Origin of the sequence: Porphyromonas sp. HMSC065F10 (assembly GCF_001808555.1) — a bacterium.
Lineage (GTDB): Bacteria > Bacteroidota > Bacteroidia > Bacteroidales > Porphyromonadaceae > Porphyromonas_A.
In genome coordinates this window covers 65,654-87,137 of sequence record NZ_KV793730.1, presented here as the reverse complement: position 1 = coordinate 87,137, position 21,484 = coordinate 65,654, and the positions used below count along the sequence as shown (strand labels likewise).

17 protein-coding genes and 1 tRNA gene are annotated in these 21,484 nt (G+C 53.0%); 9 read left to right on the top strand and 9 right to left on the bottom strand.

Translation table 11 applies throughout. The features are described 5' to 3' along the window. Window positions 1-196 precede the first annotated feature (196 nt). The gene (locus tag HMPREF2890_RS00495) at window positions 197-733 is read left to right on the top strand and encodes a ClbS/DfsB family four-helix bundle protein (RefSeq protein WP_070463961.1); all 537 of its coding nucleotides are present in this window, start codon (window positions 197-199) and stop codon (window positions 731-733) included. Between the two features lie 38 nt (window positions 734-771). Here the strand turns inward: HMPREF2890_RS00495 and HMPREF2890_RS00490 are convergent, their stop codons facing one another. The 9 genes from HMPREF2890_RS00490 to HMPREF2890_RS00450 all read right to left on the bottom strand — a co-directional run bounded on the left by HMPREF2890_RS00490 (window position 772) and on the right by HMPREF2890_RS00450 (window position 8,166). Beyond that, entirely contained in the window at window positions 772-2,037 is a 1,266-nt protein-coding gene (locus HMPREF2890_RS00490) for a PcfJ domain-containing protein (RefSeq protein WP_070463959.1), read from the bottom strand. Next, the gene (locus tag HMPREF2890_RS00485; RefSeq protein ID WP_070463957.1) at window positions 2,034-2,474 is read right to left on the bottom strand and encodes a PcfK-like family protein; all 441 of its coding nucleotides are present in this window, start codon (window positions 2,472-2,474) and stop codon (window positions 2,034-2,036) included. The genes HMPREF2890_RS00490 and HMPREF2890_RS00485 overlap by 4 nt, the downstream gene beginning before the upstream one ends. A 22-nt stretch (window positions 2,475-2,496) precedes the next feature. Beyond that, on the bottom strand, window positions 2,497-3,165 hold the full coding sequence (locus HMPREF2890_RS09395) for a hypothetical protein (RefSeq protein ID WP_371325787.1): 669 nt from the start codon (window positions 3,163-3,165) through the stop codon (window positions 2,497-2,499). Window positions 3,166-3,792: 627 nt separating this feature from the next. Further along, window positions 3,793-4,266 (bottom strand): DUF1896 domain-containing protein, encoded by a 474-nt coding sequence (locus HMPREF2890_RS00470; RefSeq protein ID WP_070463951.1) that lies wholly within the window; start codon window positions 4,264-4,266, stop codon window positions 3,793-3,795. Between the two features lie 27 nt (window positions 4,267-4,293). Continuing rightward, window positions 4,294-5,535: a site-specific integrase gene (locus HMPREF2890_RS00465; protein ID WP_210394716.1), complete on the bottom strand. Its 1,242-nt coding sequence runs from the start codon at window positions 5,533-5,535 to the stop codon at window positions 4,294-4,296. Between the two features lie 360 nt (window positions 5,536-5,895). Then, window positions 5,896-5,980: transfer RNA gene (locus tag HMPREF2890_RS00460), tRNA-Ser, on the bottom strand. 78 nt (window positions 5,981-6,058) lie between these two features. Further along, window positions 6,059-6,931 (bottom strand): sigma-70 family RNA polymerase sigma factor, encoded by an 873-nt coding sequence (locus HMPREF2890_RS00455; protein ID WP_070463946.1) that lies wholly within the window; start codon window positions 6,929-6,931, stop codon window positions 6,059-6,061. Further along, the gene (locus HMPREF2890_RS08720; RefSeq protein WP_083289706.1) at window positions 6,931-7,131 is read right to left on the bottom strand and encodes a sigma-70 factor domain-containing protein; all 201 of its coding nucleotides are present in this window, start codon (window positions 7,129-7,131) and stop codon (window positions 6,931-6,933) included. Before HMPREF2890_RS08720 ends, HMPREF2890_RS00455 begins: the two co-directional genes overlap by 1 nt. Window positions 7,132-7,293: 162 nt before the next feature. Then, window positions 7,294-8,166 carry a sigma-70 family RNA polymerase sigma factor gene (locus HMPREF2890_RS00450; RefSeq protein WP_070463944.1) on the bottom strand — a complete coding sequence of 291 codons (873 nt, stop codon included), beginning with the start codon at window positions 8,164-8,166 and terminating at the stop codon, window positions 7,294-7,296. Between the two features lie 289 nt (window positions 8,167-8,455). Here HMPREF2890_RS00450 and HMPREF2890_RS00445 point away from each other — a divergent pair, with 289 nt between their 5' ends. The 8 genes from HMPREF2890_RS00445 to HMPREF2890_RS09035 all read left to right on the top strand — a co-directional run bounded on the left by HMPREF2890_RS00445 (window position 8,456) and on the right by HMPREF2890_RS09035 (window position 21,241). Further along, window positions 8,456-8,932 (top strand): SPOR domain-containing protein, encoded by a 477-nt coding sequence (locus tag HMPREF2890_RS00445; protein WP_246825206.1) that lies wholly within the window; start codon window positions 8,456-8,458, stop codon window positions 8,930-8,932. 132 nt (window positions 8,933-9,064) lie between these two features. Further along, complete coding sequence (locus HMPREF2890_RS00440; RefSeq protein ID WP_083289705.1) at window positions 9,065-12,109, top strand: SusC/RagA family TonB-linked outer membrane protein; 3,045 nt, start codon at window positions 9,065-9,067, stop codon at window positions 12,107-12,109. A gap of 4 nt (window positions 12,110-12,113) precedes the next feature. After that, entirely contained in the window at window positions 12,114-13,616 is a 1,503-nt protein-coding gene (locus HMPREF2890_RS00435; protein WP_083289704.1) for a RagB/SusD family nutrient uptake outer membrane protein, read from the top strand. 17 nt (window positions 13,617-13,633) lie between these two features. After that, the gene (locus HMPREF2890_RS00430) at window positions 13,634-14,380 is read left to right on the top strand and encodes a DUF4843 domain-containing protein (RefSeq protein ID WP_070463942.1); all 747 of its coding nucleotides are present in this window, start codon (window positions 13,634-13,636) and stop codon (window positions 14,378-14,380) included. Window positions 14,381-14,389: 9 nt separating this feature from the next. Further along, window positions 14,390-15,868: a hypothetical protein gene (locus HMPREF2890_RS00425; protein WP_148130629.1), complete on the top strand. Its 1,479-nt coding sequence runs from the start codon at window positions 14,390-14,392 to the stop codon at window positions 15,866-15,868. 23 nt (window positions 15,869-15,891) lie between these two features. Continuing rightward, window positions 15,892-18,402, top strand: coding sequence for a zinc-dependent metalloprotease (locus HMPREF2890_RS00420; RefSeq protein WP_070463937.1), 2,511 nt, complete (start codon window positions 15,892-15,894; stop codon window positions 18,400-18,402). A gap of 3 nt (window positions 18,403-18,405) precedes the next feature. Further along, entirely contained in the window at window positions 18,406-21,006 is a 2,601-nt protein-coding gene (locus HMPREF2890_RS00415) for a zinc-dependent metalloprotease (protein WP_083289702.1), read from the top strand. A 67-nt stretch (window positions 21,007-21,073) separates the two neighbouring features. Further along, window positions 21,074-21,241 carry a hypothetical protein gene (locus HMPREF2890_RS09035; RefSeq protein WP_168160384.1) on the top strand — a complete coding sequence of 56 codons (168 nt, stop codon included), beginning with the start codon at window positions 21,074-21,076 and terminating at the stop codon, window positions 21,239-21,241. Window positions 21,242-21,484: the final 243 nt, after the last annotated feature.

Genomic DNA, 21,484 nt, shown 5'->3' with positions numbered 1-21,484 from the left:
CATCGGGACTTGCGACTTTCTTTTGCTTCTTTGCTTTGGTCGCCTGCTCGTACTCAAAGACAAAGAAAAGAAGCCCCCGAAAGGGTTGCCGTCTGTCGGTTACCTTTTGGGGGGCTTTTGTTATTGAATCTACGAACAAGGTTCCGAATCTTCATCCTTTTACTTACCTTTGAGACAAACAAAGAATAAAGAGGATATGGCAAGAGCTGCAACAAAGGCGGATTTGATGACATCTGCGAATCAACAATTTGTGAAGATGTGGGAGCTCATCGACAGTATGAGTGAGGAGCAACAAGCGACACCTTTTGCTGTGGAAATGACTACAAGCGGTAAGGAAACACATTGGAGAAGAGACAAGAACCTAAGGGATGTACTTGTACATCTGTACGAGTGGCATAATCTGCTATTGAATTGGGTTCAAGCCAATAGCAATGGGGTGCCTAAGCCTTTTCTTCCCGAACCTTACAATTGGAGAACTTACCCTGCACTGAATGTTGAGTTTTGGAAGAAGCACCAAAGCACATCGTTGGAGGAAGCAAAGGAAAACTTGAAAGCGTCTCATAATGCGGTAATGGCTTTGATAGGAAATTATTCCAATGATGAGCTTTTTGCCAAAGGCGCATTGCCTTGGACTGGGACATCTATACTCGGAGCATATTGTGTCTCGGTAACGGCAAGTCACTACGATTGGGCGATGAAGAAGATAAAGAAGCATATCAAATTCTTGAAATAAACTTGGCGGAAAAGAGCCGATAGCTCCTTTACCGACCTTCATCGTACAACTTCCCGTATCAGTTGGCTATGGGCATTGACAAGGCTCACGATTTGGTCGTGGTATGAGCTGTTTTGGTTGCACACACCACGGCTCTGTATCACTTGTAGTGTGTCCAAAGAGACCTCTATCGTCTCTATTCGTTTGCCCTCAATGGTAGCAGACAGAATGAGCGAGTTCTCTTTGAGATAGTACTCATTTGAAAATAGGCAGTGATGCAATTCAGCTCCTTCGTCTATATATTCCTGCACACTCTCCAGGACGTGTACTTGGATTGTGCCGTCTGTAAAACAGATGCCGAAGAACTTTGACTTGAGTTCACGAAAACGCGCTTCGTCCGCCATTGCCTTTTCCCGCTTTCGCTCCATCGCCTCCCGCTCACGCTGTCTGCGAAGCTCCACTTCTCGTTTATCATGCTCTCCTCTGAGGTCGGAGGGGCAGATGTATTTCGGATTGTGGATGTCCTTACCCAATCGTTTGAGCATATCTACATAGTCACACCATAAGGCAATGTCGCTTATTATGTAGTGGTGACGAAGTGTCAGCTTGTATGAGTTCCAATAGTTGTCAAGTCCTTTGCCCCTTGATAGGAGATGTCTTAAATCTTTATGTCGTCCTGCTTTCATCATTGTTTCTGCACGACTATCAGTAAGCAGAGCTGGGATGAGTTGAGTAGGTGCTATGCCGTGAAACTCTCCATTGAAGCCATTTCTATAAAGCGTGTTCGTGACCTTTAGCTTCGGATATATCTGCGAATAGGCGACATATCGGTAAGCTTCACTATCGTTACGGATAGCCATCGGAGAGTAAAAAGAGAAGCTATCAATGTAATGTCCAAAAGTCCGCTGTATGGCTACTAGTGCTTGTCTCCCCGCATCGTTCCACCAATAATGCCCAATCTCAATGACAGAACTCTGAGCTCTGCAACCTTTCTCCATACCTACAACAAGGAGAAACATCCGCAACACTTGATACTCACCACAAGTGGTTAGGAGCGTGAAGTACTGCTTCTGTTGTATCTTCCGCATTCTTGTTGTCTTGACTTGCAGACTTGCCCTACATTGAGGGCAAGTGCAAGTATCTATAGGCTGCTCTAAAGTCCAACTATAACCGCAATCCATACAAGTCGTACGACCTTTAGGTAAGCGGAAGGCAAAGTGGTCTATGCACTCTCGGAATGCCCACTGATGCTGCGCTTTTGTTATCGGGCATAGTCTCGTACTCAGTGCCATTACGGTTTTCTCAAACTTGTTCCTAGGTTTCATAGGGCAAGGGTGTCAAATAGTGTGGGTTGCGGTTGTGTAGAAGATGTTGTCTCGGGTCTTTCAGTTCTCTTGGGTCGCTCGTTTCGCTTCTGCAATTTAACAAGTTCCTCTTGTTGGTATTGCTTGATAGCTTCCTGCCGTGCTTGCTTTTTCTCTTCTTCGGAGAGCTCTACAACGTGATTGACCACAACTTTGCAACCAGATACTTTGTCCACCTCTATATCATCTTCATCATAGTAGTGAACTGCCATTGAGTATATCTCCTCATCGGCAAAACCATTACAACCACTTCTTTGCACCTCACTCAAGATATAGAGAATGCACTCCTCTATGTTCTTATGGGGCTTCTGTAGATTGGGTGCAAACAAAGGGTCTGTCATCGCACGTCCATTAAGGTATTCTGCTATCGTTCGGGTAAATTGTTCTGTTCCTTTCATTGTCTTATCGGTATTAGTGCTGTTACTGCTTGGGTATCTCTACGATTTGGTTGATAGGTCCATAGAGGTAGTTGCGTAGGCTGGTGCGGTCGGGAGCATAGTACTCTGCCCACTGTCCATATTGATTGACGAGGTACTTCTTCAATACATCGATGAAGTCAAATCGCCATCCTTGTAGCGGTACGGCAGAGCGAAAGTAGGTATTGTTATTCACCGCTTCACAGAGCCAATCCTTATCCTCGCGGCTCATTCGCTCGCCACGATTAAGCTTTGCTCTCAGCAGATATACAGAGCTGTCACAAAGGCTTTCCAATGGGGGGACGTCCCAATGGACGAACTTGGTAGCCAACGCCTGCTCACTTTGTTCAAACTCAGAACTTATGCGGTAATGAGAGGAGGAGCTATATCCTTTTTCTTTCATTGATGATGTCATGTTTACTTTCTGCTTATTCATAAGAGACCTTTTTTTTATGCGTTCAAAGATCGGAGTATGCTGATTCCTTTTTTCAAGCAAAAACAAGGTGGCGGGGCGAGACTTACACAAGGTTTTGGCGGAAAATACTACCCGAAGCAAATAGCATAGGTGTGGAGATTTTCCAGACAAACCGAATGGCCTGACCTTGGGAAAGTCTTTAAGCCCCGTACTACCTTTGCGATGAAAAAGAATCAGCTTCCGATTTGACCACTGCATAACTGGGGAGCTATGACTGAGAAGCAGAAGTGCAAAGCCTAAACAGAAGAAGCAAAAAGGGTGACCAGCCTCAGAAAAGAGCTAGTCACCCAAAGAGTCATTTCTCTGAAGTGATAGAGGTGCTATATCATAGCACGCAAAGCAGTATTACGACTAGTACAATAATCCAAAAGAGGTAGCGTAAAAGCGTAAATGTGATTTGCAGAACGGTACGAACGATGAATCGTAGTACCACAAAACCAATCAGGATCAATAGAGCCGTTACGACCTGTGCTGTGACTAACTTAGAGAGTAAGTACACTCCACCCGATAGGATACCTATAAGTAAGGTAAGTCGGATGATGCGAGACCATTTGATCTCGTTGCTTGGAGTAGTTTTGGACGCAACTTGTAATGGTTCCTCTTTATCTGCAGGAACACTTGCCCGTATGAAGGCTGGACTGTGCAGGTCTTTGTTCACGAGAGATCTATTCATATTCGGAGTCTTTTAGAGTTTTCAAGAGCAGAGCCAAGAGACTATGCGACATAAAGACAAGAGATAGAATATACTCTTGACGTATGGAGCAGAGAGACTATCTTGGCTCTTGAAGCTCAAAAGGCTCACGAGATAGGGATAAGCTACATTGTCTACTCTAATGCACTCACATTGCCTACCGTGGGAAGTTGATTAGCTTCGATAAGAAGTACAACTGTTCCTGTCAGTTCTGTGTAGAGCGTGTCATACTCAGGTGTTGCAACAAATTCATCCGTAAGATTGTATTTGTCAAAGGTCTCTTGGATCGCTCGATTCTTTAGCAATATCGGAGCAAGTCGTTCGGGGAGTGGGGAGGGGAGTTCTTTTTCAAACTCATTCTCCAAGACGGACACAAGCGTGTCGTATTTGGAGAAATGCAGGTCACGATACAGCACTTCACTTGCCATACTCTCTGCTTCGGGATATGAGAATCCTTCTTCTACAGCATCACAGTAGGTAGCAAGAGCTTCATCAGCTCGTGCCGTGATAAATGGCTTGTCTTCCACCTTCTCAGGGAAATGCTCACTAAGGTAGCTCTCCAGCTTTAAGCGGAAGTAGGATAGTTCTTTCTTATTCGTTGTATTCATCTTCTTATTTGGTTTTAATGGTTGCACTTATTGGCAGCTATTCTCCCCGATACCCATAGCCGTATTGAACTTGCCTAGCTTGTCAGCAAACTGCTCCATGTCATGTTCAATCTTCTTATTGGTAATCCGGGCATAGATTTGCGTTGTTCGGATATTGGTATGCCCCAGCATTTTAGAGACACTCTCTATTGGAACACCCTTGCTCAGTGACATTGTCGCAAAAGTATGTCGAGCTAGGTGGAAAGTCAAGTTCTTCTTGATACCACATATATCTGCAATCTCTTTGAGGTATGAATTGGTCTTCTGATTGCTAAGGATAGGAAAGAGCTTGCCATCACGATAAGTTTGGTGGCTATATTTACTGATGATGCGCTTAGGGATGTCGAGGAGCAGCACATTGGTCTCCACGCTTGTCTTCTGTCGCTTAGTCATAATCCACTCTTTGCCACCAAGCATCACGACATTGTCGGGTGTAAGATTAGCCACATCAATGTAAGCTAAACCTGTAAAGCAGGAAAAGATGAAGATGTCTCGTACCAGCTCCAATCTCGGGATATTCAACTCCTTGTTGACAATCTGTAAGACCTCTTCATCAGTCAAGAACCCCCGATTCACTGGCTCTAAGTGAAATCGGAAGTTGACAAATGGGTCGTGGTGTAGTACGCCCAACTTTTGCCCCAAAATGACGACAGTCTTGAAGGTCTTCATCGTCTTGGTGGCTGTATTAGGATTTTGCCCCACCACTGTGCGTAGGTATAGGTCAAAATCATGTATAATCATATAGGTTAGCTCCGTGAGCTTGAGGTCTCTACGTCTGAGTTTATCTTTTAGGAACTCAGAAAAGCGTCTTTTGCAGACCTTATACTTTTGAAGAGTGGGCGCAGAGACTGAGATGCCAACTCGAGCTGCAACATCTTCATTGTGTTTGTCGAAGAGTTGCATGAGGGTATCTATATCTTGTTTTTTGCCAAGATGTTCTGACTTGATACGCTCTAACGAAAGCTCATCAGTCATTTCTAACTTGCGAAAGATGGCTTGTAAACCACTTTGGATGTTATCCAATTGCAAGTTCGTATTCAGAGCTTCGGTGTGACGCCCTTTTACTCGCTCTTTTTCGCGATCCCATTGAGACTGCACGATGGTGATGCCAGTGGAGCCTAGAGACATCCGCTCATTGTTGAGATAGATGCGTAGCATTACTGGCGTTTTTCCTTCCTTGTTCACATAGTTGCTACGAAGGTAGAATGCTGTTCTGAAAATTGATTGCATACATTGTCTGTTTTTATTGTAGCCAAGCATAGAAAGTTTGCGACCGGAAAAGCTACACATTTACGGTGCTAATAACTCTCTACAACTCGCCTACAAAGTTGCACATAATTGTTTGAACTACAGCAATGTACAAGTACTCTAAACAGACTCTCTACGTACTCTTGGCTACAATTATTTTTTGCGAGAAAAAAGTGTAGCCAGATTGTAGCCATTGGAGAGTATTTTGGGCGTTTCGGCTATCTCTGTAACTACTCTGAAGAGGTAGAGGACTATAAAACAAAAGTATCGTAACTCGTTGGAATTACGATACTTATACTTTTTCAGTAGTGCTCTCTGGCGGTGCTGTCAGAGTACTTAAAGCGGAGAGAGAGGGATTCGAACCCCCGGAAGCTCGCACTTCAACGGTTTTCAAGACCGCCGCAATCGACCACTCTGCCACCTCTCCAGTATGTATCCCTCGCCCCCTCAAGCGTGGCGCAAAGGTACGAAATATTATCTATCCGGCAAGAAGATTTGCCGGCTGTCAGCCTAAGTAACTCCTGAGATTGGTCTTGTCGCAGTCAGTGCGGAGCTGACGGATGGCCTTCTCACGTATCTGGCGTACTCGCTCCCGGCTGAGGTCAATGGCTGCTCCGATCTCATCCAGGCTCATCTCCGGTTGCCCTCCGAGACCGAAGGTGTGCACCAGCACGAAGCGCTCACGCTCATTGAGACAATTCATCGCCACACTGATCTCATCGGAGAGTGACTCGTTGATGAGCCGATGATCAACCTCGGGGGCATCATCATCGGTCATCACATCGAGGAGGGTATTGGTCTCCCCCTCCTCAAAGGTCTTGTCCACACTGATCTCTCCCTTGTCTATCTGGATGATGTCGATCACCTTATCCAGGTCCATATCCAGCTCGTCAGCGAGCTCCTCGGGAGAGGGCTGACGCTGGTGGATCTGCTCAAATCGATCGCGGGCGTTCTTCAGCTTGGTGACATTGCCTACCTGGTTTTGGGGCAGTCGTACGATGCGCCCTTGGTCTCCGAGAGCCTTGAGGATGCTCTGGCGGATCCACCAGACAGCATAGGTGATGAACTTAAAGCCCCTCGACCCATCAAAGCCCTGTGCGGCGCGGATCATACCCAGGTTCCCTTCGTTGATTAGGTCAATGAGAGGCAAGCCAAGATCCTGGTATTGCTTAGCCACACTGATGACGAAGCGAAGGTTAGCCCGGACCAGCTTATCGACAGCCTCGTGAGAGTGCTCATCGTGGCGCTGAATCCGCATCGCGAGCTCAGCCTCCTCATCGGCAGTGATCATTTCTTCCTTGGCCACCTCCTTCATGTAACGATTCATGACCGCATCGTCACGGCTCGTTATGGACTTTTCTATCTTAAGCTGTCTCATTATCGACTCATTCTCCCAGTGTTATCTACATCCTTATCCACAGCCTCATGAGAGTGTTCATCGTGGCGCTGGATCCGCATTGCGAGCTCAGCCTCCTTGTCAGCGGTGATCATCTCCTCCTTAGCCACCTCCTTCATGTAACGATTTATGACCGCATCGTCACGGCTGGTTATGGGCTTTTGTATCTTAAGATGTCTCATTATCGACTCATTCTCCCGGTGTTATCTACATCTCTCCACACACTAAGTCTCGTCAAATAGTGCGCCAAAGCTCTTGTGCTGACATATTTTCTCACCATCCTAAGCCTTGAGGCAGGCTCACCGGAGTAGGCTCCGAAAGATTGGCAATGGTGCAGACAGGCTTCAACCCAAGTAGGTCTTAAGGTGAGTTTCCTCACTGGCCTCACGTAGGTGCCGGAGGCCTTTTTCCTTGATCTGCCGAGCACGCTCGCGTGAGACATTGAGCCTCATGCCGATCTCCTCGAGGGTCATCTCGGTCTGACCGGCAAGTCCGAAGAACATCTTCAGCACCTCAGCCTCCCTATCGGGGATCATGGTGAGGGCGCTCTCTATCTCTGTCGCCAGTGACTCATGCATCAGCGAGTGGTCGGCCACAGGTGAGTCATCATCCGGCAGCACGTCGAGCAGGCTGCTGGTCTCGCCCTGCTCAAAGGGGGCATCCACGCTGACATCGCGGCTATCCAGCTCCAGTACCTCCCGGATCTTATCCTCATCCATCCCGGTGGCGGCAGCCAGCTCAGAGACGGATGGCTTGCGCTGATTATCTGCCTCAAAGGCATTACGCGCTTTGATCACCTTGGAGAGGTTACCGACCTGATTCTGAGGGATGCGTACCATCCTCGACTGCTCGGCAAGAGCCGAGAGGATACTCTGGCGGATCCACCAGACGGCGTAGGAGATGAACTTGAAGCCCTTGGTCTCATCAAACTTCTCTGCAGCCTTGATGAGACCGATATTGCCCTCATTGATGAGGTCCGGCAGCTCCATCCCTTGATTTTGATACTGCTTAGCGACAGACACGACAAAGCGGAGGTTAGCCCTCACTAGCTTATCCAGTGCACGACTCCCCTCTCGCCCACCTCGATGAATAAGCTGGGCCAACTGCACCTCCTCGTCCGGGGTGATCAACTTCTCCCGACCGATTTCAGTAAGGTACCGCTCCAAAGAATCAGAGTTGCGGTTAGTGATAGACTTTTGGATCTTAAGCTGTCTCATGCGTAAGTAGTAGTGTGAAAGCAAGCCATGGCTCTGCCATTGGTAACGGCAAAGATACCAATTGTTTTAATTCCCAAATAAGCCAAAACAGCCCTCCCTCAGAGAAGCGCCCATAGGATCAGCCCTCGGACTAATATCGGTATTAGTGACGACTAATATCGGTATTAGATTTCTCTAATATCGGTATTAGAAAAGACCGAGTGAAGCTAAAATAATTGGTGAACTTTCCTAAGAATAGGTACATTTGTAGACAGCTTAAGGAACAAAGTAATAGAGAGAAATAAGAATTATGATGAAAAAGAATGTACTCGTAGCAGCCCTCGGACTCCTACTCGTCGGCAGTTGCATGACCTCCTGCAAGCCCAAGAAGAGCGCTTACCGCTCTATGTATGAGAAGGCGAAACAACGTGAGGTAGCCCAGCAGAGCACCTATCCTCAGGAGGAGCCGATCGTCGTAGCCGACAACTCGGACGTCCGGGAGGAGAGGCTCTCCGTCCCCGAGGGCGAGAGTGCCCCTAATGGCATCCGCACCTTCAGCGTCTGCATCGGCAGCTTCAAGAACATCACCAACGCCCGCTCACTCCGCGAGCGTATGATCAGTGAGGGATATAGCGAGGCGATCCTGGCTCAGAACGAGTCCGGTATGTATCGTGTCCTCGTCACCGGTCACGACACCAAGGAGGCCGCCGTCCGCTCGCGCGATGCGATCATGCGGAAGTATGCGCCCGCCTTCAGCGACGCCTGGATCGTCCGTCGCACCTACTGATCTGCTGCTTCAGTAGAGTAGGACCACAGCAATAGCGGGGAAGCGTCATAGGACCGACCTGAGACGCTTCCCCGCTTCGCTTACTCATCACCCGTCTACTCACACCCATACAGTCACCAACGTAATAGAGATATGACCCATTCACTCAGAGAGACAGCCCACTTAGCGCTGGCTCTATCAGTTCTCTGTGCCACCCTGATGCTCGGCAGCACTCCTCTGCGAGCGGAGGTGGCAGAGACCTCAGCGCCCGGCAGCGAGGTCCAGGCAGAGAAGTTTATCGTCACCGGTGTGGTAAAGGATGCCACCGGTGAGACACTGCCCGGCGTCGGGATCCACATCAAGGGACAGGAGGGAGCCTTCGGCACCAATGGAGAGGGAAAGTTTGAGATCAATATCAAGTCCCGCACTGCCACCCTGGTCTTCTCCTACATCAGCTTCAAGACCCAGGAAGTGAAGGTCAAGGCGGGGGACAACATCACCGTGGTGATGAAGGAAGACACCGAGCTCCTCGAGGAGGTGGTGGTGACCGGATTTCAGACCAAGAGCAAGAATAGCTTCACCGGCTCCTCCACCACGATCGATAAGGAGAAGATGATGGCTATGGGGACCCAGAGCATCATGCAGGGCATTGAGGCCTTCGTCCCCGGTGTCGTCTCGATAGACAACTCCCTGATGGGCTCCAACCCCAATGCCAAGCCGGAGCTGAATATCCGCGGGCGCGCCACCTTTGAGGGCAAGGCCAATATGCCGGTCTTCGTGGTCGATGGGTCGATCGTCACCTCGGACTTCGTCTTCGATATGGATATGAATGACATCCAGTCCGTCACCGTCCTCCGCGATGCCTCCGCCACCGCACTCTACGGAGCTAAGGGCTCTGCCGGTGTCGTCGTCATCACGACACGCCCGATGGAGGGCGGCAAGCTCAAGCTGAGGTACAATGGGACCATCCGCAGCTCCATACCGGACCTCTCCGACTACCACCTGCTGGATGCGGAGCAGAAGCTGGAGTATGAGCGCCTTGCGGGGGTCTTCTCGGACGACAATCCCGAGGAGCGGTACAGGAAGGAGCTGGAGTATGCCGCCATCCGAGAGCAGATCGCCCGCGGGGTCAATACCGACTGGATGGCCAAGCCACTTCGCATCGGGCTGTCTCAGAACCATAACATCAATATCGACGGAGGGGACAACTATGCCCGCTACAGCCTCGGACTTCGGTACGGCAAGGATCAGGGAGTCATGCGCGGCTCCGGTCGGGATCGCCTCAATACGACCTTCAAGCTCTCCTACAGCAAGGACGAGCTCTTCTTCATCTCCAACCTCGCTCGCGTGAGCTTCGTCAATGGTCAGGACTCTCCCTACGGAGACTTCAAGAGCTTCGTCGATGCCAATCCCTACGACAGCCCCTACGACAAGGACGGCAACCTCCGCCACCTGCTGACTCACAAGCTGATCAACCCGCTCTACGAGGCGACAGCAGGCAACGTTAGTCGGTCGAGCGACTTTGACTTCTTCGACACCCTCACCTTCCGTATGTGGCTGGCAGACTTCCGCATCGATGCCGACGCCACTCTCCAGAGAGGGAAGTCGGAGCGGATCAACTTCGTCTCCCCTCGCTCCGGTAAGGAGCTCGAGAAGGCTAAGCTAAGTCAGCGAGGAAGCCTCTCGGAGACCTTCTCCAAGTCGAGCGACTTCTCAGGCAAGCTGATGCTGTCGTACAATAAAAATGTCCTCGAGGACCTCTTCCTGAGCGCCATGGCGGGGAGCAACATCGAGTACCGCACCTACCAGATGTCACGCTACAGCTCTGTAGGGTACTACTCAGACAAACTGCCCAACCCCGGCTTCTCCTCCGGCTACCCTGCCGGTGGTCATCCGGTGAGTGAGGATAGGATCATCGCCGGAGTGGGCTTCTTTGCCAACCTCAATGCGATCTACAAGGAGAAGTACTTCCTCGACCTCATCTACCGCTACGAGGGATCCTCTCTCTTCGGGAAAAACTCCCGCTTCGCTCCCTTCTGGAGTGCCGGTATCGGATGGAACATCCACAAGGAGCCCTTTATGAAGGACCTAAATGTCAATCTCCTCAAGCTCCGATTCAGCACCGGTTACCTGGGCAATGTCTCCTTCTCCCCCTATCAGGCATTGACCACCTACCGCTACGGTGAGGACTTCACGTATATCAAGGGTGCCGGCGCCGTGCCGATCACGATCGGGAACCCTGACCTGCGCTGGGAGCGGACTCAGAATAATAACATCGGTCTCGACCTCAATGTCCTCGACAACCGATGGGACCTCTCGCTCGATCTCTACCTCAAGATCACCGACAACCTCCTCCTCGATGTCACCAAGGCACCCTCTGTCGGTGTCGCAACCGCTAAGGAGAACGTCGGAGAGATCGAGAATAAGGGTATCGAGCTCAGCACGCGGATCGTGCCGGTGAGGACCAAGGACTGGAACTGGACCGTCGCCATGACCTACTCCTATAATAAGAATAGGATCCGCAAGATCAGTGATGCGCTCAAGGCTCAGAATGAGAAGAGCCTCGCAGATAAGGACAGCCGTATGCCTCTGCCGATCTACGTGGAGGGAGAGTCGCTCACGACGCTGAAGGTGGTCCCCTCCGCCGGTATCGACCCGGCGACAGGTCGGGAGATCTATATCAAGCGTGACGGGAGCTATACCTTTGACTACGACCCGAGGGATAAGGTCACCTTTGGCGACACGAGCCCTCTCGCCTCCGGTATGGTCAGCTCTTACCTCACCTACAAGGGCTTTACCCTCACCACCGGTCTGCGCTACCAGCTCGGTGCCATGGACTACAACCTGACGCTCGCCAGTCGTGTTGAGGGAGCTGACCCGAGGAAAAATGCCGACCAGCGAGTCTTCTCCGACCGCTGGACTCAGCCTGGAAATCATGCTTCCTACAAGAACATCGCCGATGCCTCCGTGCCGATGCAGACGAGCCGCTTCGTGGCAGTCAATAACTTCCTCGACCTGAGCTCTGTCTCACTGGCGTACGACTTCAAGCCGATAGACCTGAAGTACTTTAGTCTGAAGAATATGAGGCTCGAGCTACTCGCCAACGACCTCTACCACTTCTCCACCATCCGTAGGGAGCGAGGGCTCTCCTACCCTTACGCGCGATCCATCGAGATGACCATCCGCTTTACACTCTGAAATTATGACGACACAGAATATCCTATCTAAGGCGCTGGCGACGATGCTCACCCTCGTGCCGGTGACACTCCTGATGACCAGCTGCGATAAATTCCTTGACATACAGCCCAAGGGCACGATGCCCAAGGAGGTGCTCTTCCGGGATGAGCAGGGATTTAAGGATGCGCTCTACGGCATCTACGCCTCCATGGCGGATGCGTCACTCTATGGGGGCAACCTCACCTACGGCTTTGTCGACAAGCTGGGGCAGATGTTTATGTACAATAATACCGAGAATGAGGACACCTATATCCTCCGGTATGACTACATGAATCTGAAGGTACGCCCTACCATCGACCAGATCTGGACCAATCAGTACGCAGTGATCGCCTATGTCAATGAGCTGATCGATGCCTATGAGACCACCGACCTCAAGGGCACCACCCTCGATATGATCGGGGGCGAAGCGTACGCACTGCGGGCATTCCTCCACTTTGACCTGCTCCGTCTCTATACAGCCGACTATGCTCAGCGCGCGGGACAGAGCGGCATCCCCTATGCCTACAAGGCCGACCTGCAGAATAAGCAGCTCTACTCCATTGAGGACAGCTATAAGAATATCCTTGCCGATCTCGACAAGGCAGAGAAGCTCCTCGCATCGGATGTCAGCCTCTACCTGCCGATGGGCACCTCCATTGATGTCTACTTAGACGAGCGGTATGCGCACCTCAATAAGTACGCTGTCTCGGCACTCAAGGCACGGATCTACTACACGATGGGAGACCTCACGGAGGCAGCCACCTACGCCCGTAAGGTCATCGATGCCACCGCCACCACTGCCGATGCACCGGAGGGGACGATGAAGCTCGGGCTGGTCGAGAAGGGGGACTTCGAGAGAGTAAAGCGCTACCCGGCTCAGGGAGAGCTGCTCTTCGGTCTCTACGCACCTCGCATAGCGAGGACCGTCTACGACACATTCCTCCAGAATACCGCTTCCGGTAGCTTTACCGAGGCGAGGACGGACCTCAAGGAGCTCTACGAGACGGACAAGTTTACCGCCACCAGCGTAGACCTGCGGTATGGGCTTTACTACAAGGAGCTCTCTGGTGGACTCACGGCATTTACCCGCCTGCTGTCCAATGAGGCTGAGCTGAATAAGGGAGACTTTGAGGGTCTGACCCTGATCCGCCTGCCGGAGATGTACTACATACTCTCCGAGTGTCTCTACGACAGCGACCGCACCCAGTCTATCGAGCTGCTCAATGCCGTCCGCAAGAGCCGCGGCCTCGCTGAGATCGATCCGGCTAAGGTGGACACCAAGGAGAAGTACATCAGCGAGATGATGCGGGAGCGGATGCGCGAGATGCCGGGCGAGGGACAGATCTTCTTTGCCTACAAGCACTACAACCTCCCTATCCTCGACCGTAGAGGCAAGGAGTCCATCCCGGCCTCTAATGAGATCTACATCCTCCCGTGGCCGGAGAAGGAGAGAGAATTTGGCTTCACCGCCGAGACCAATAAGAAATGAGACAAAAGGATTATCTTATGAGAAGCGCCATACGACTGCTCGCCCCACTCGCCCTCCTCGGGCTGCTTGGCACGAGCTGCAATAGGATCACATACGAGGGGGACTTCACCCCCGATGGTCAGTACATCGGCTCCTCAGCTATTTACTTTGACCACAAGCAGCAGGCTGACACGCTTACTAATTACTCCTTTGGGATCCTCCCTCCGGAGGTAGAGGTCCACGAGGTTGCCATCCCTCTACGAATACTGGGAGACATCCCTGATAAGCCCCTTACCTTCCACGTCGTAGCCGACCCTGCAGAGTCGACTGCCGAGGCAGGGGTACACTACGCCCCACTGGCAGAGTCCTATCAATTCCGGTCGGGAGCGGTCACGGACACCCTACGTGTCAAGCTACTCCGTAGTAAGATCTCAGCAGATGTGGAGAAGGCACTTCGTCTTGTCTTGATGCTTCGACCGAGCGATCAGCTGAAGGTCGCTTTTGAGCGGGACAATAAGCAGATCATTACCTTCGACAACTATGTCGCTGAGCCCTTCTTCTTTCAGTACTTGCCCTTAGGTACTTATCACCGACTGAAGTATCTCAAGCTACTGGAGTATTACCACAGTGACCCGGATGAGTTGCTTGACTCCTACTGGAATAAGGGCGAAGCAAATAGATTTTTTATTAGTTGCAAAAAGGTCTACGACTACTTCGCAGCACACCCGGAGCTTGGTGTGCCACTGGACTTTGACCCATCGGCTTATATTCCCTTTGAAGAGTAACACACTGCCATGAAACATACGATATACCGGATACTGCCGGTCATGCTTACGGGGCTACTCAGTTGCATCCTTCTGACCGGCTGCTTTAAGGATCACTCCACTGACCCCGATCGTCCCGTCACAGAAATAACGACCACAGAAGAGCTTCGTGAGATCTACACCTCCGAGGAGGGACGAATACTCGAGATCCCTGCGCCCAAGCTTACCCTCAATGGTCCCTCCAAAGAGGTGAAGTACTCATGGGAAGTAGATTATAAGGAAGTATCCACCAGTCAAGTGCTTAAGTATAGGTGTCCCAAGCCGGGGGTATATGCTCTTCGTCTGCTGATTACCAACGGAGAGACCACCATAGCACAGAGAGCAAAGATCAACGTCCAATACCGCTATCGTCAGGGACTGTACTTCCTCGGGCAGGAGGACAAGCAGGCTACGATAGGCTTTGTGGAGCCGTCGCAGCCCGACAAGGAAGTGGACTACGACGTGCTGACGCTCAATAATCCTGCCGGTACGTTTGTTGGAACACCCCACGATCTCGCCTTTGTGACCAATGTCGCTTATAAGGTTAAGGGCTTCTTACTTGCGTGTGGTACTACCCTGTACAATATTGAGCCGGATCAGATGATTATGACGAAGACCCTACCGCTTAAGTCAGAGATCACCTCGATAGAGGGTACTTGGGCGGACTCCAAGGGACGCTTCTTCTATAATGGTAGATTTGGAGACTTCCTTATCAAGACGGTAGAGGCCACTAATAGTGATCTGAATACATTTGGGACACCACTCGGCACCACTCGGGATAAGCTCAACTTAGCTCCGGTCACAGTCTCCTGGCTCACGGATAAAAACGATGCCAAAAAGACAGATGGCTATCTGGCCTATGACAATGGGACCGAAAGGATGGTCGCTCGCTTTTCACAGCTGGGCAGTCGGAAGACTATGTCATGGTTCCCCGACGAGACAAAGGGCTACAGCCTGACCCATATGGTCCTTACCGGGGACCGGCTGCGGGTGGCACTCTTCCTCAAGAGCAAGAGCGACGGGACGATCAAGCATCTGCTGATCAATCCGGGAACTCACAATGTAGCAAAGGCTAAGCGAGTCCCGGAGGAGGTGCTCCTCTCCCAGGAGGTCCCTGCTACGGCTCAGCTCGATGCCTCATCTGTGATGACCTCCGCCCCGACGCGGAGCTTAGTCTTCTACAGCGGTGCTGATGGTAGCGGCATCTATGCCTACAATACGATGTCGGGGGGCAACTTCCCCACCAAACCCCTCGTCGCACTCAGCAAGGACGAGGAGGTAGCCGATATGGTGGTGGACAAGGATGACCACTTCCTCTACATTGCCCTGAATAGTCAGTCGGGCTCCACCTCGAGCATCCGGCAGATAGACCTAACTAAGGACGGTTACCCCATCGTACATGAGTGGAAGGACCTTCGCCTCCCCATCACAGCCATCGCACTCCGCGAGGATTACCCGATCAATAACTAATACAAGCCTGCAAAGGAACAAACATGCACTCAACCCCTAAGATCCCGGTGGAGGGATGGATGCGGAGACTACTACTACTCACGCTCCTACCGATGCTGGGACTGGCACCCATCCACGAGTCTTACGCCAAGACAAGCAAGGATAAGTATAATCAGCTCTTCAGAGACAAGAAGGTCGAGACCGTCAAGGGTGGCCTCGTCACGCTCCACAAGGTGGAGGACAAGCTCTATATGGAGCTGCCCATCTCGGAGATCGGGCGGGATATGCTCCTCGGAGCCACGCTCTCCAGTGTCTCTGACGGATCGATCCTCACGATAGGCGACCGCAGCGAGGAGCCCCTGCTGATGCGCTTCGAGCTGCAAGACAGCACCGTGGTGGTCAAGAAAAATAACACGATCGTCTACTCCAAGGAGGCTGACGAGCCGATGAAGCAGGCGCTCGCCCTCAGCTACCGCGACCCCTCCGTAGCAGCCTACTCCGTCCTCGCCTTCACACCGGACAGTAGCGCGGTGGTCTTTGACGCCACCTCCCTGATGGCGCGCGAGAGTACACTCGTGCGGGTGATCCCGAAGGAGTCCGGCGACCTCAAGCTGAGCGCCTCGCCGGTCTCCTCTCTATCCTTCATCAAGGGGATGAAGTCCTATGAGGACAATGCTCAGGTGCGTGTGGAGCTCAATTACAAGCTCTCCGCCACCTTCCTCGGCATGGTCTCCGTGGCGAGCGATGTGCCGACGACGGTCGAGGCGACCTTTACCCTGCTCCGACTGCCGGAGGAGACGATGCCGATACGCATCGCCGACACCCGCGTCGGGACCTTCACCACCGGGCGGCTTAATTTCTCCCCCCTCAAGGATAAGACCGACAACATCTACATTGCCCACCGACAGCGCCTCGAGCCGGCAGACTCCGCCGCCTACGCCTCCGGTGGACTCTCCAAGCCCAAGGAGCCGATCGTCCTCTATCTCGATCCCGCATTCCCCGAGGAGTGGAAGCAGCCGATCCGAGATGGTATCCTGGCGTGGAATACATCCTTTGAGAAGATCGGATTTAAGGACGCCATCGAGGTAAGGGACTTCCCCGACGCCTCCACCGGCTTCGATCCGGACAATCTGAAGTACTCCTGCATCCGCTACATCCCCAATCAGGGAGAGAATGCCTACGCCCCCTCGTGGGTCGATCCGAGGACGGGAGAGATCATCAGCTCGACACTCTTTATCTTCAATAACATCGAGCAGCTCTTCTACAAGTGGTACTTCACCCAGAGCGCCCTCGTAGACCCCTCGATCCGCAACTTCCCTCTCCCTAAGGAGAAGCGGGATGCGATGCTCACCTTCTCCGTCAAGCACGAGATGGGGCACATCCTCGGTCTGTCGCACAATATGATCGCCACGGCGGCTGTCCCGACAGACTCCCTCCGGAGCGCCTCCTACGTGCGAGCTCACGGCGTCACCCCGAGTATTATGGACTATGTCCGACTCAATTATGTGGCACAGCCGGGAGACAACGTCCCGATGACCCTCCCCGAGATCGGTCCTTACGATGACTACGTGGTCGAGTGGCTCTACCGCTACTTCCCCCTCTTCTCTCAGGACATTTACGCTCAGGCAGAGGTGCTGGAGAAGTTTGTCGACTCCAAGGCAAATGACCCAATCTACCGCTACCTCCCGGAGCAGACCAATGTCTACGATCCGCGGGTCATCTCCGGCGACCTGGGCGATGACCCGATCAAGAGCAGCGACTATGGGATGAAAAATCTCGCCCGTATCTCTCACGACTTCCCCAAGTGGATCACCGATGACGAGGACACCCGCAAGAAGGATAAGCTGGACCTCGCCATCTCGCAGACCTTCCACTCCCTCGTGAAGAATGTGATGCACCAGATCGGCGGCATCTACGTCAATCCCTCGATCCCCGATGCGGAGCACCCCATCTACACCGTGCTCCCCCGCGAGACGCAGAGAGCCTCGCTCAAGTGGGTGGTGGACCAGATCAAGGACTTTGACAAGTATGCCAATCGAGAGCTCGAGTGCAGGAGTCAGATCCGCATCAGCTACTACGATCAGCTCTACGAGTTTCTGATCAATGACCTCTACAACACCCGTATGCGCGTCCTCACAGCCGAGCACCTCGTCCCCGGCAGCTACTCTCAGCAGGAGTACTTTGAGGACCTGACGAAGGAGGTCTTTGCCTCGCTCACCGAGCATCGCGACCCCACCCGAGCAGAGATCCTGCTGCAGAGAGGGTTCATCAACCTCGGTCGGGCGGTAGTCACCGACACCAAGGTCCCCACAGTGATGGTCCCCACAGCACTCAAGGGGTACCGCTCCGAGGTCTCCTTCGGTGACCCGACCCGCAGCCCCTACCCTCAGATCCGTCTGGAGGACATCGACCGGTCGAGCATCTACTTCTTCGCTGCACTCGAGAGACTGCGTCCCGAGCTGGAGAAAGCGGAGAAGTGGGCCAAGAGCCCCGAGGCCAAAGCCCACTACAGCGTGCTGCTCTTCAAGACCAATAAAGCACTGAAAGGAGAGTAACCCATGAGACGACATCATCCCATCCTAATACTACTCCTCACGCTCATCGGCGTGCTGAGCGGCCCTACGACCGAGGCGCAGATCCTCCGGTCCAAGCGCGCTGTGGCTCGCGAGCGACAGGAGCAGCGTATGCGGGAGCAGAGCAAGTCCCCCTACGAGCGTTTCTTCACGACGGACACCACCTCGATGAGGTCCGCTCAGGGACCCTTCTTATCCCTTCACCTCAAGGAGAAGCAGCTCTATATGGAGCTCCCGAGTGAGTCCTTCGGTGAGGAGATGCTGATCGCCGCCACGGTATCGGACATCTCCAACCCCCAGCTCGGACTCCCGGGCTTCAAGAATAGCGGACCGATCCCGATCCGCTTCATACAGAAAGACAGTGTCGTCGTCATGGAGGTGGTAAATAATGACCTCCTCTATGACCCGACCGACAAGTCGGCATTGGTCAAGAATATCCGGAAGAGCTACACCAACGTGTCGCTGCACAAGTTCCCCATCACGGGACTCAGCAGCGACGGCAAGTCTGTCCTCTTCGATGTCACCGACTTCTTCCTCAATGAGCAGCGCTTCTTCAATGCATTAGTCTCCGAGGTGGGCTCATACCGACTCTCCAGCAGCCCGCGACCCGACCTCTCGAGCTTCACCTCAGTGAAGTCCTTTGAGACCAATGCCACCGTAGGCGTCGAGCGCACCTCTTACGTCACTCTCACCAATAGTAGGGGCAAGGGGCTCGAGGACTACCCGACCACATACAGAGTCACCTACTCCCTCCTCCGCCTGCCGGCCGTGCCGATGACACCGAGACTGAGCGACACGAGGGTCAATTTCTTCCTCACGGAGAAGGACATCCTCCGGAGCGACAATCACCAGATAGAGACGGTCAATTTCATCCGTCGCTGGCGACTCGAGCCGGTCGATATGGAGGCTCTCAAGAGGGGCGAACTGACAGAGGTCAAGAAGCCCATCGTCTACTACATCGACGACAACTTCCCCGAGCGCTGGAGAGCCGGGATCAAGGCCGGTGTGCTGAGGTGGAATAAGGCCTTTGAGCGCATCGGGCTCAAGGACGTCGTGCAGGTGAGGGACTTCCCCAAGGACGACCCGGAGTTTGACCCCGATAACCTGAGGTACTCCTGCATCCGCTACGTCCCTGTCGGCATCGAGAATGCCATGGGTCCCTCCTGGTACGATCCCCGCACGGGCGAGATCATCAATGCCTCAGTCATGGTCTACAGCAATGTGATCAAGACGCTCAATAACTGGCGCTTCGTCCAGACAGCACAGCTCGACCCCGCAGTCCGCAGCAAGGTGCTCTCCGACTCCCTCCTCACCGAGTCGCTGGAGTATGTGATCGCCCACGAGGTGGGTCACACCCTCGGGCTGATGCACAATATGGCCGCCTCAGCCGCCTACTCCGTCGACTCGCTCCGGTCGCCCTCCTTTACCCATAAGTACGGCACCACGCCCAGTATTATGGACTATGCGCGATGGAATTATGTGGCACAGCGGGAGGACAAAGGGGTCTCCCTCGACCCGCCCTTCCTTGGCGCCTTTGACTACTACGCCATCGAGTGGGGGTATAAGGTCTTCCCGGAGCTGGAGGACAATTTCTTTGCCGAGAGCAAGGAGCTCCAGGAGTTTGTCTCCCACCATGAGGGCAACCCGATCTACCGCTATGGCGTGCAGCAGGTGGAGAGCCGCCTCGACCCGACCGCCATCGAGGAGGACCTGAGCGATGACCCGATACGTGCCGGTGAGCTGGGGATGCGCAACCTCATGTACATCACCGAGCACCTCGATGAGTGGATCACCGACGACCCCGGAGCTGAGCACCGGGGCGAGCTCTACGAGCAGATCCTGGCGCAGGCCTACGGGTACTACCACAATATCTTTATGATGGTCCCCGGCATCATCCTCCGGCAGACGAGCGAGTCCTCTGGGATACCGAGGCATCAGGTGCTCCCCAAGGAGCGGCAGCGCGAGGCAGCTCTCTGGCTCATAGAGCATGCAGAGGACTTCCGTAAGCTTGGGCTTGAGAAGCTGGTGGGACACATCCCCTACGCGTCCCTTCGCCCCTTTGACCTCGTGCAGCAGGATCTCCTCAAGATGACGATGCTCAATACCGGTAAGCTCGCCATCTCCTACTACCTCGACCCCGACTCCTACTCCCCTATGGAGTATCTGGAGGATGTCTATAGCCATATCTTTGGCCCTACCCTCCGTCGTGCTTCGAGCCTCAGCGAGACTGAAATCGCCCTGCAGGAGGCCTTTGTCCGCTACCTCAATGCCTCACTCCAGTATGGGCTGCAGAATGTCTATCCTGTCGGGCTTAAGTCTGACGCCCTCAGCCTGAGCTATAAGGCTGACAAGACCGTCTGCAGTCACGCCGGAGAGGAGAATGGGCTGCTCGGCTTCGGCAACGGCAACGGCTTCCCGGAGCACCTCTGGGCGCAGACCGTCAATATGACCAGCGACTACACCCTGAGCTATGCTCTGAAGGTACGAGACCTGCTCAAGCGGACCATCCCTCGGACGAGGGATGCCAACCTCCGCGCTCACTACCGACTCCTCCTCGGCCGGCTTGACAAGTCCATCGACAAGTGATGAGGAAAGAGCAGGTAAATGGCTAACTTTGCTGAGAACCTTAGTAACCAAGTAGAAACAAACCATTATGAGAGCAAATGAAATCAGTAGCGGCCTCTGCCGCCTGGGAAGATACATCGGTGATGAGTCCATGGAGGGAGGCTGTAAGGCCCTCGTCCTCATGGGCGCCCTTGGCGGGGCTGCCATCACCTCCATCGCCTTTGTCGTCGGAGGTCTGCTTAGCAACAAGGACTAAGTAGACCTCTGTCAAGAGGTTGTCCCTACCTGAGGGCAGCGACCGATCCACAGCGATCCGTCGCTGCCCTCTGACGTATATCCGGTAGTAGTGGCGGCACCACTTCTCTAAGACCTTTGCAAAATGGTCTTTCACCGAAAATGTGACGCCGCAGATGGGGTATTATGCAAAGGTCTCTCTATGGGATGCCAGCCAGGATAGACAGGCTGGGGGTGACGCATTTGAGCTTTACAACTAAGAAGA

What these genes read in the sequence shown, in the direction of transcription:
- HMPREF2890_RS00495 (WP_070463961.1), top strand. Translation starts at nt 197, where the DNA reads ATGGCAAGAGCTGCAACAAAGGCGGATTTGATGACATCTGCGAATCAA.
- HMPREF2890_RS00490 (WP_070463959.1), bottom strand. Translation starts at nt 2,037, where the DNA reads ATGAAACCTAGGAACAAGTTTGAGAAAACCGTAATGGCACTGAGTACG.
- HMPREF2890_RS00485 (WP_070463957.1), bottom strand. Translation starts at nt 2,474, where the DNA reads ATGAAAGGAACAGAACAATTTACCCGAACGATAGCAGAATACCTTAAT.
- HMPREF2890_RS09395 (WP_371325787.1), bottom strand. Translation starts at nt 3,165, where the DNA reads ATGCAGTGGTCAAATCGGAAGCTGATTCTTTTTCATCGCAAAGGTAGT.
- HMPREF2890_RS00470 (WP_070463951.1), bottom strand. Translation starts at nt 4,266, where the DNA reads ATGAATACAACGAATAAGAAAGAACTATCCTACTTCCGCTTAAAGCTG.
- HMPREF2890_RS00465 (WP_210394716.1), bottom strand. Translation starts at nt 5,535, where the DNA reads ATGCAATCAATTTTCAGAACAGCATTCTACCTTCGTAGCAACTATGTG.
- HMPREF2890_RS00455 (WP_070463946.1), bottom strand. Translation starts at nt 6,931, where the DNA reads ATGAGACAGCTTAAGATAGAAAAGTCCATAACGAGCCGTGACGATGCG.
- HMPREF2890_RS08720 (WP_083289706.1), bottom strand. Translation starts at nt 7,131, where the DNA reads ATGAGACATCTTAAGATACAAAAGCCCATAACCAGCCGTGACGATGCG.
- HMPREF2890_RS00450 (WP_070463944.1), bottom strand. Translation starts at nt 8,166, where the DNA reads ATGAGACAGCTTAAGATCCAAAAGTCTATCACTAACCGCAACTCTGAT.
- HMPREF2890_RS00445 (WP_246825206.1), top strand. Translation starts at nt 8,456, where the DNA reads ATGATGAAAAAGAATGTACTCGTAGCAGCCCTCGGACTCCTACTCGTC.
- HMPREF2890_RS00440 (WP_083289705.1), top strand. Translation starts at nt 9,065, where the DNA reads ATGACCCATTCACTCAGAGAGACAGCCCACTTAGCGCTGGCTCTATCA.
- HMPREF2890_RS00435 (WP_083289704.1), top strand. Translation starts at nt 12,114, where the DNA reads ATGACGACACAGAATATCCTATCTAAGGCGCTGGCGACGATGCTCACC.
- HMPREF2890_RS00430 (WP_070463942.1), top strand. Translation starts at nt 13,634, where the DNA reads ATGAGAAGCGCCATACGACTGCTCGCCCCACTCGCCCTCCTCGGGCTG.
- HMPREF2890_RS00425 (WP_148130629.1), top strand. Translation starts at nt 14,390, where the DNA reads ATGAAACATACGATATACCGGATACTGCCGGTCATGCTTACGGGGCTA.
- HMPREF2890_RS00420 (WP_070463937.1), top strand. Translation starts at nt 15,892, where the DNA reads ATGCACTCAACCCCTAAGATCCCGGTGGAGGGATGGATGCGGAGACTA.
- HMPREF2890_RS00415 (WP_083289702.1), top strand. Translation starts at nt 18,406, where the DNA reads ATGAGACGACATCATCCCATCCTAATACTACTCCTCACGCTCATCGGC.
- HMPREF2890_RS09035 (WP_168160384.1), top strand. Translation starts at nt 21,074, where the DNA reads ATGAGAGCAAATGAAATCAGTAGCGGCCTCTGCCGCCTGGGAAGATAC.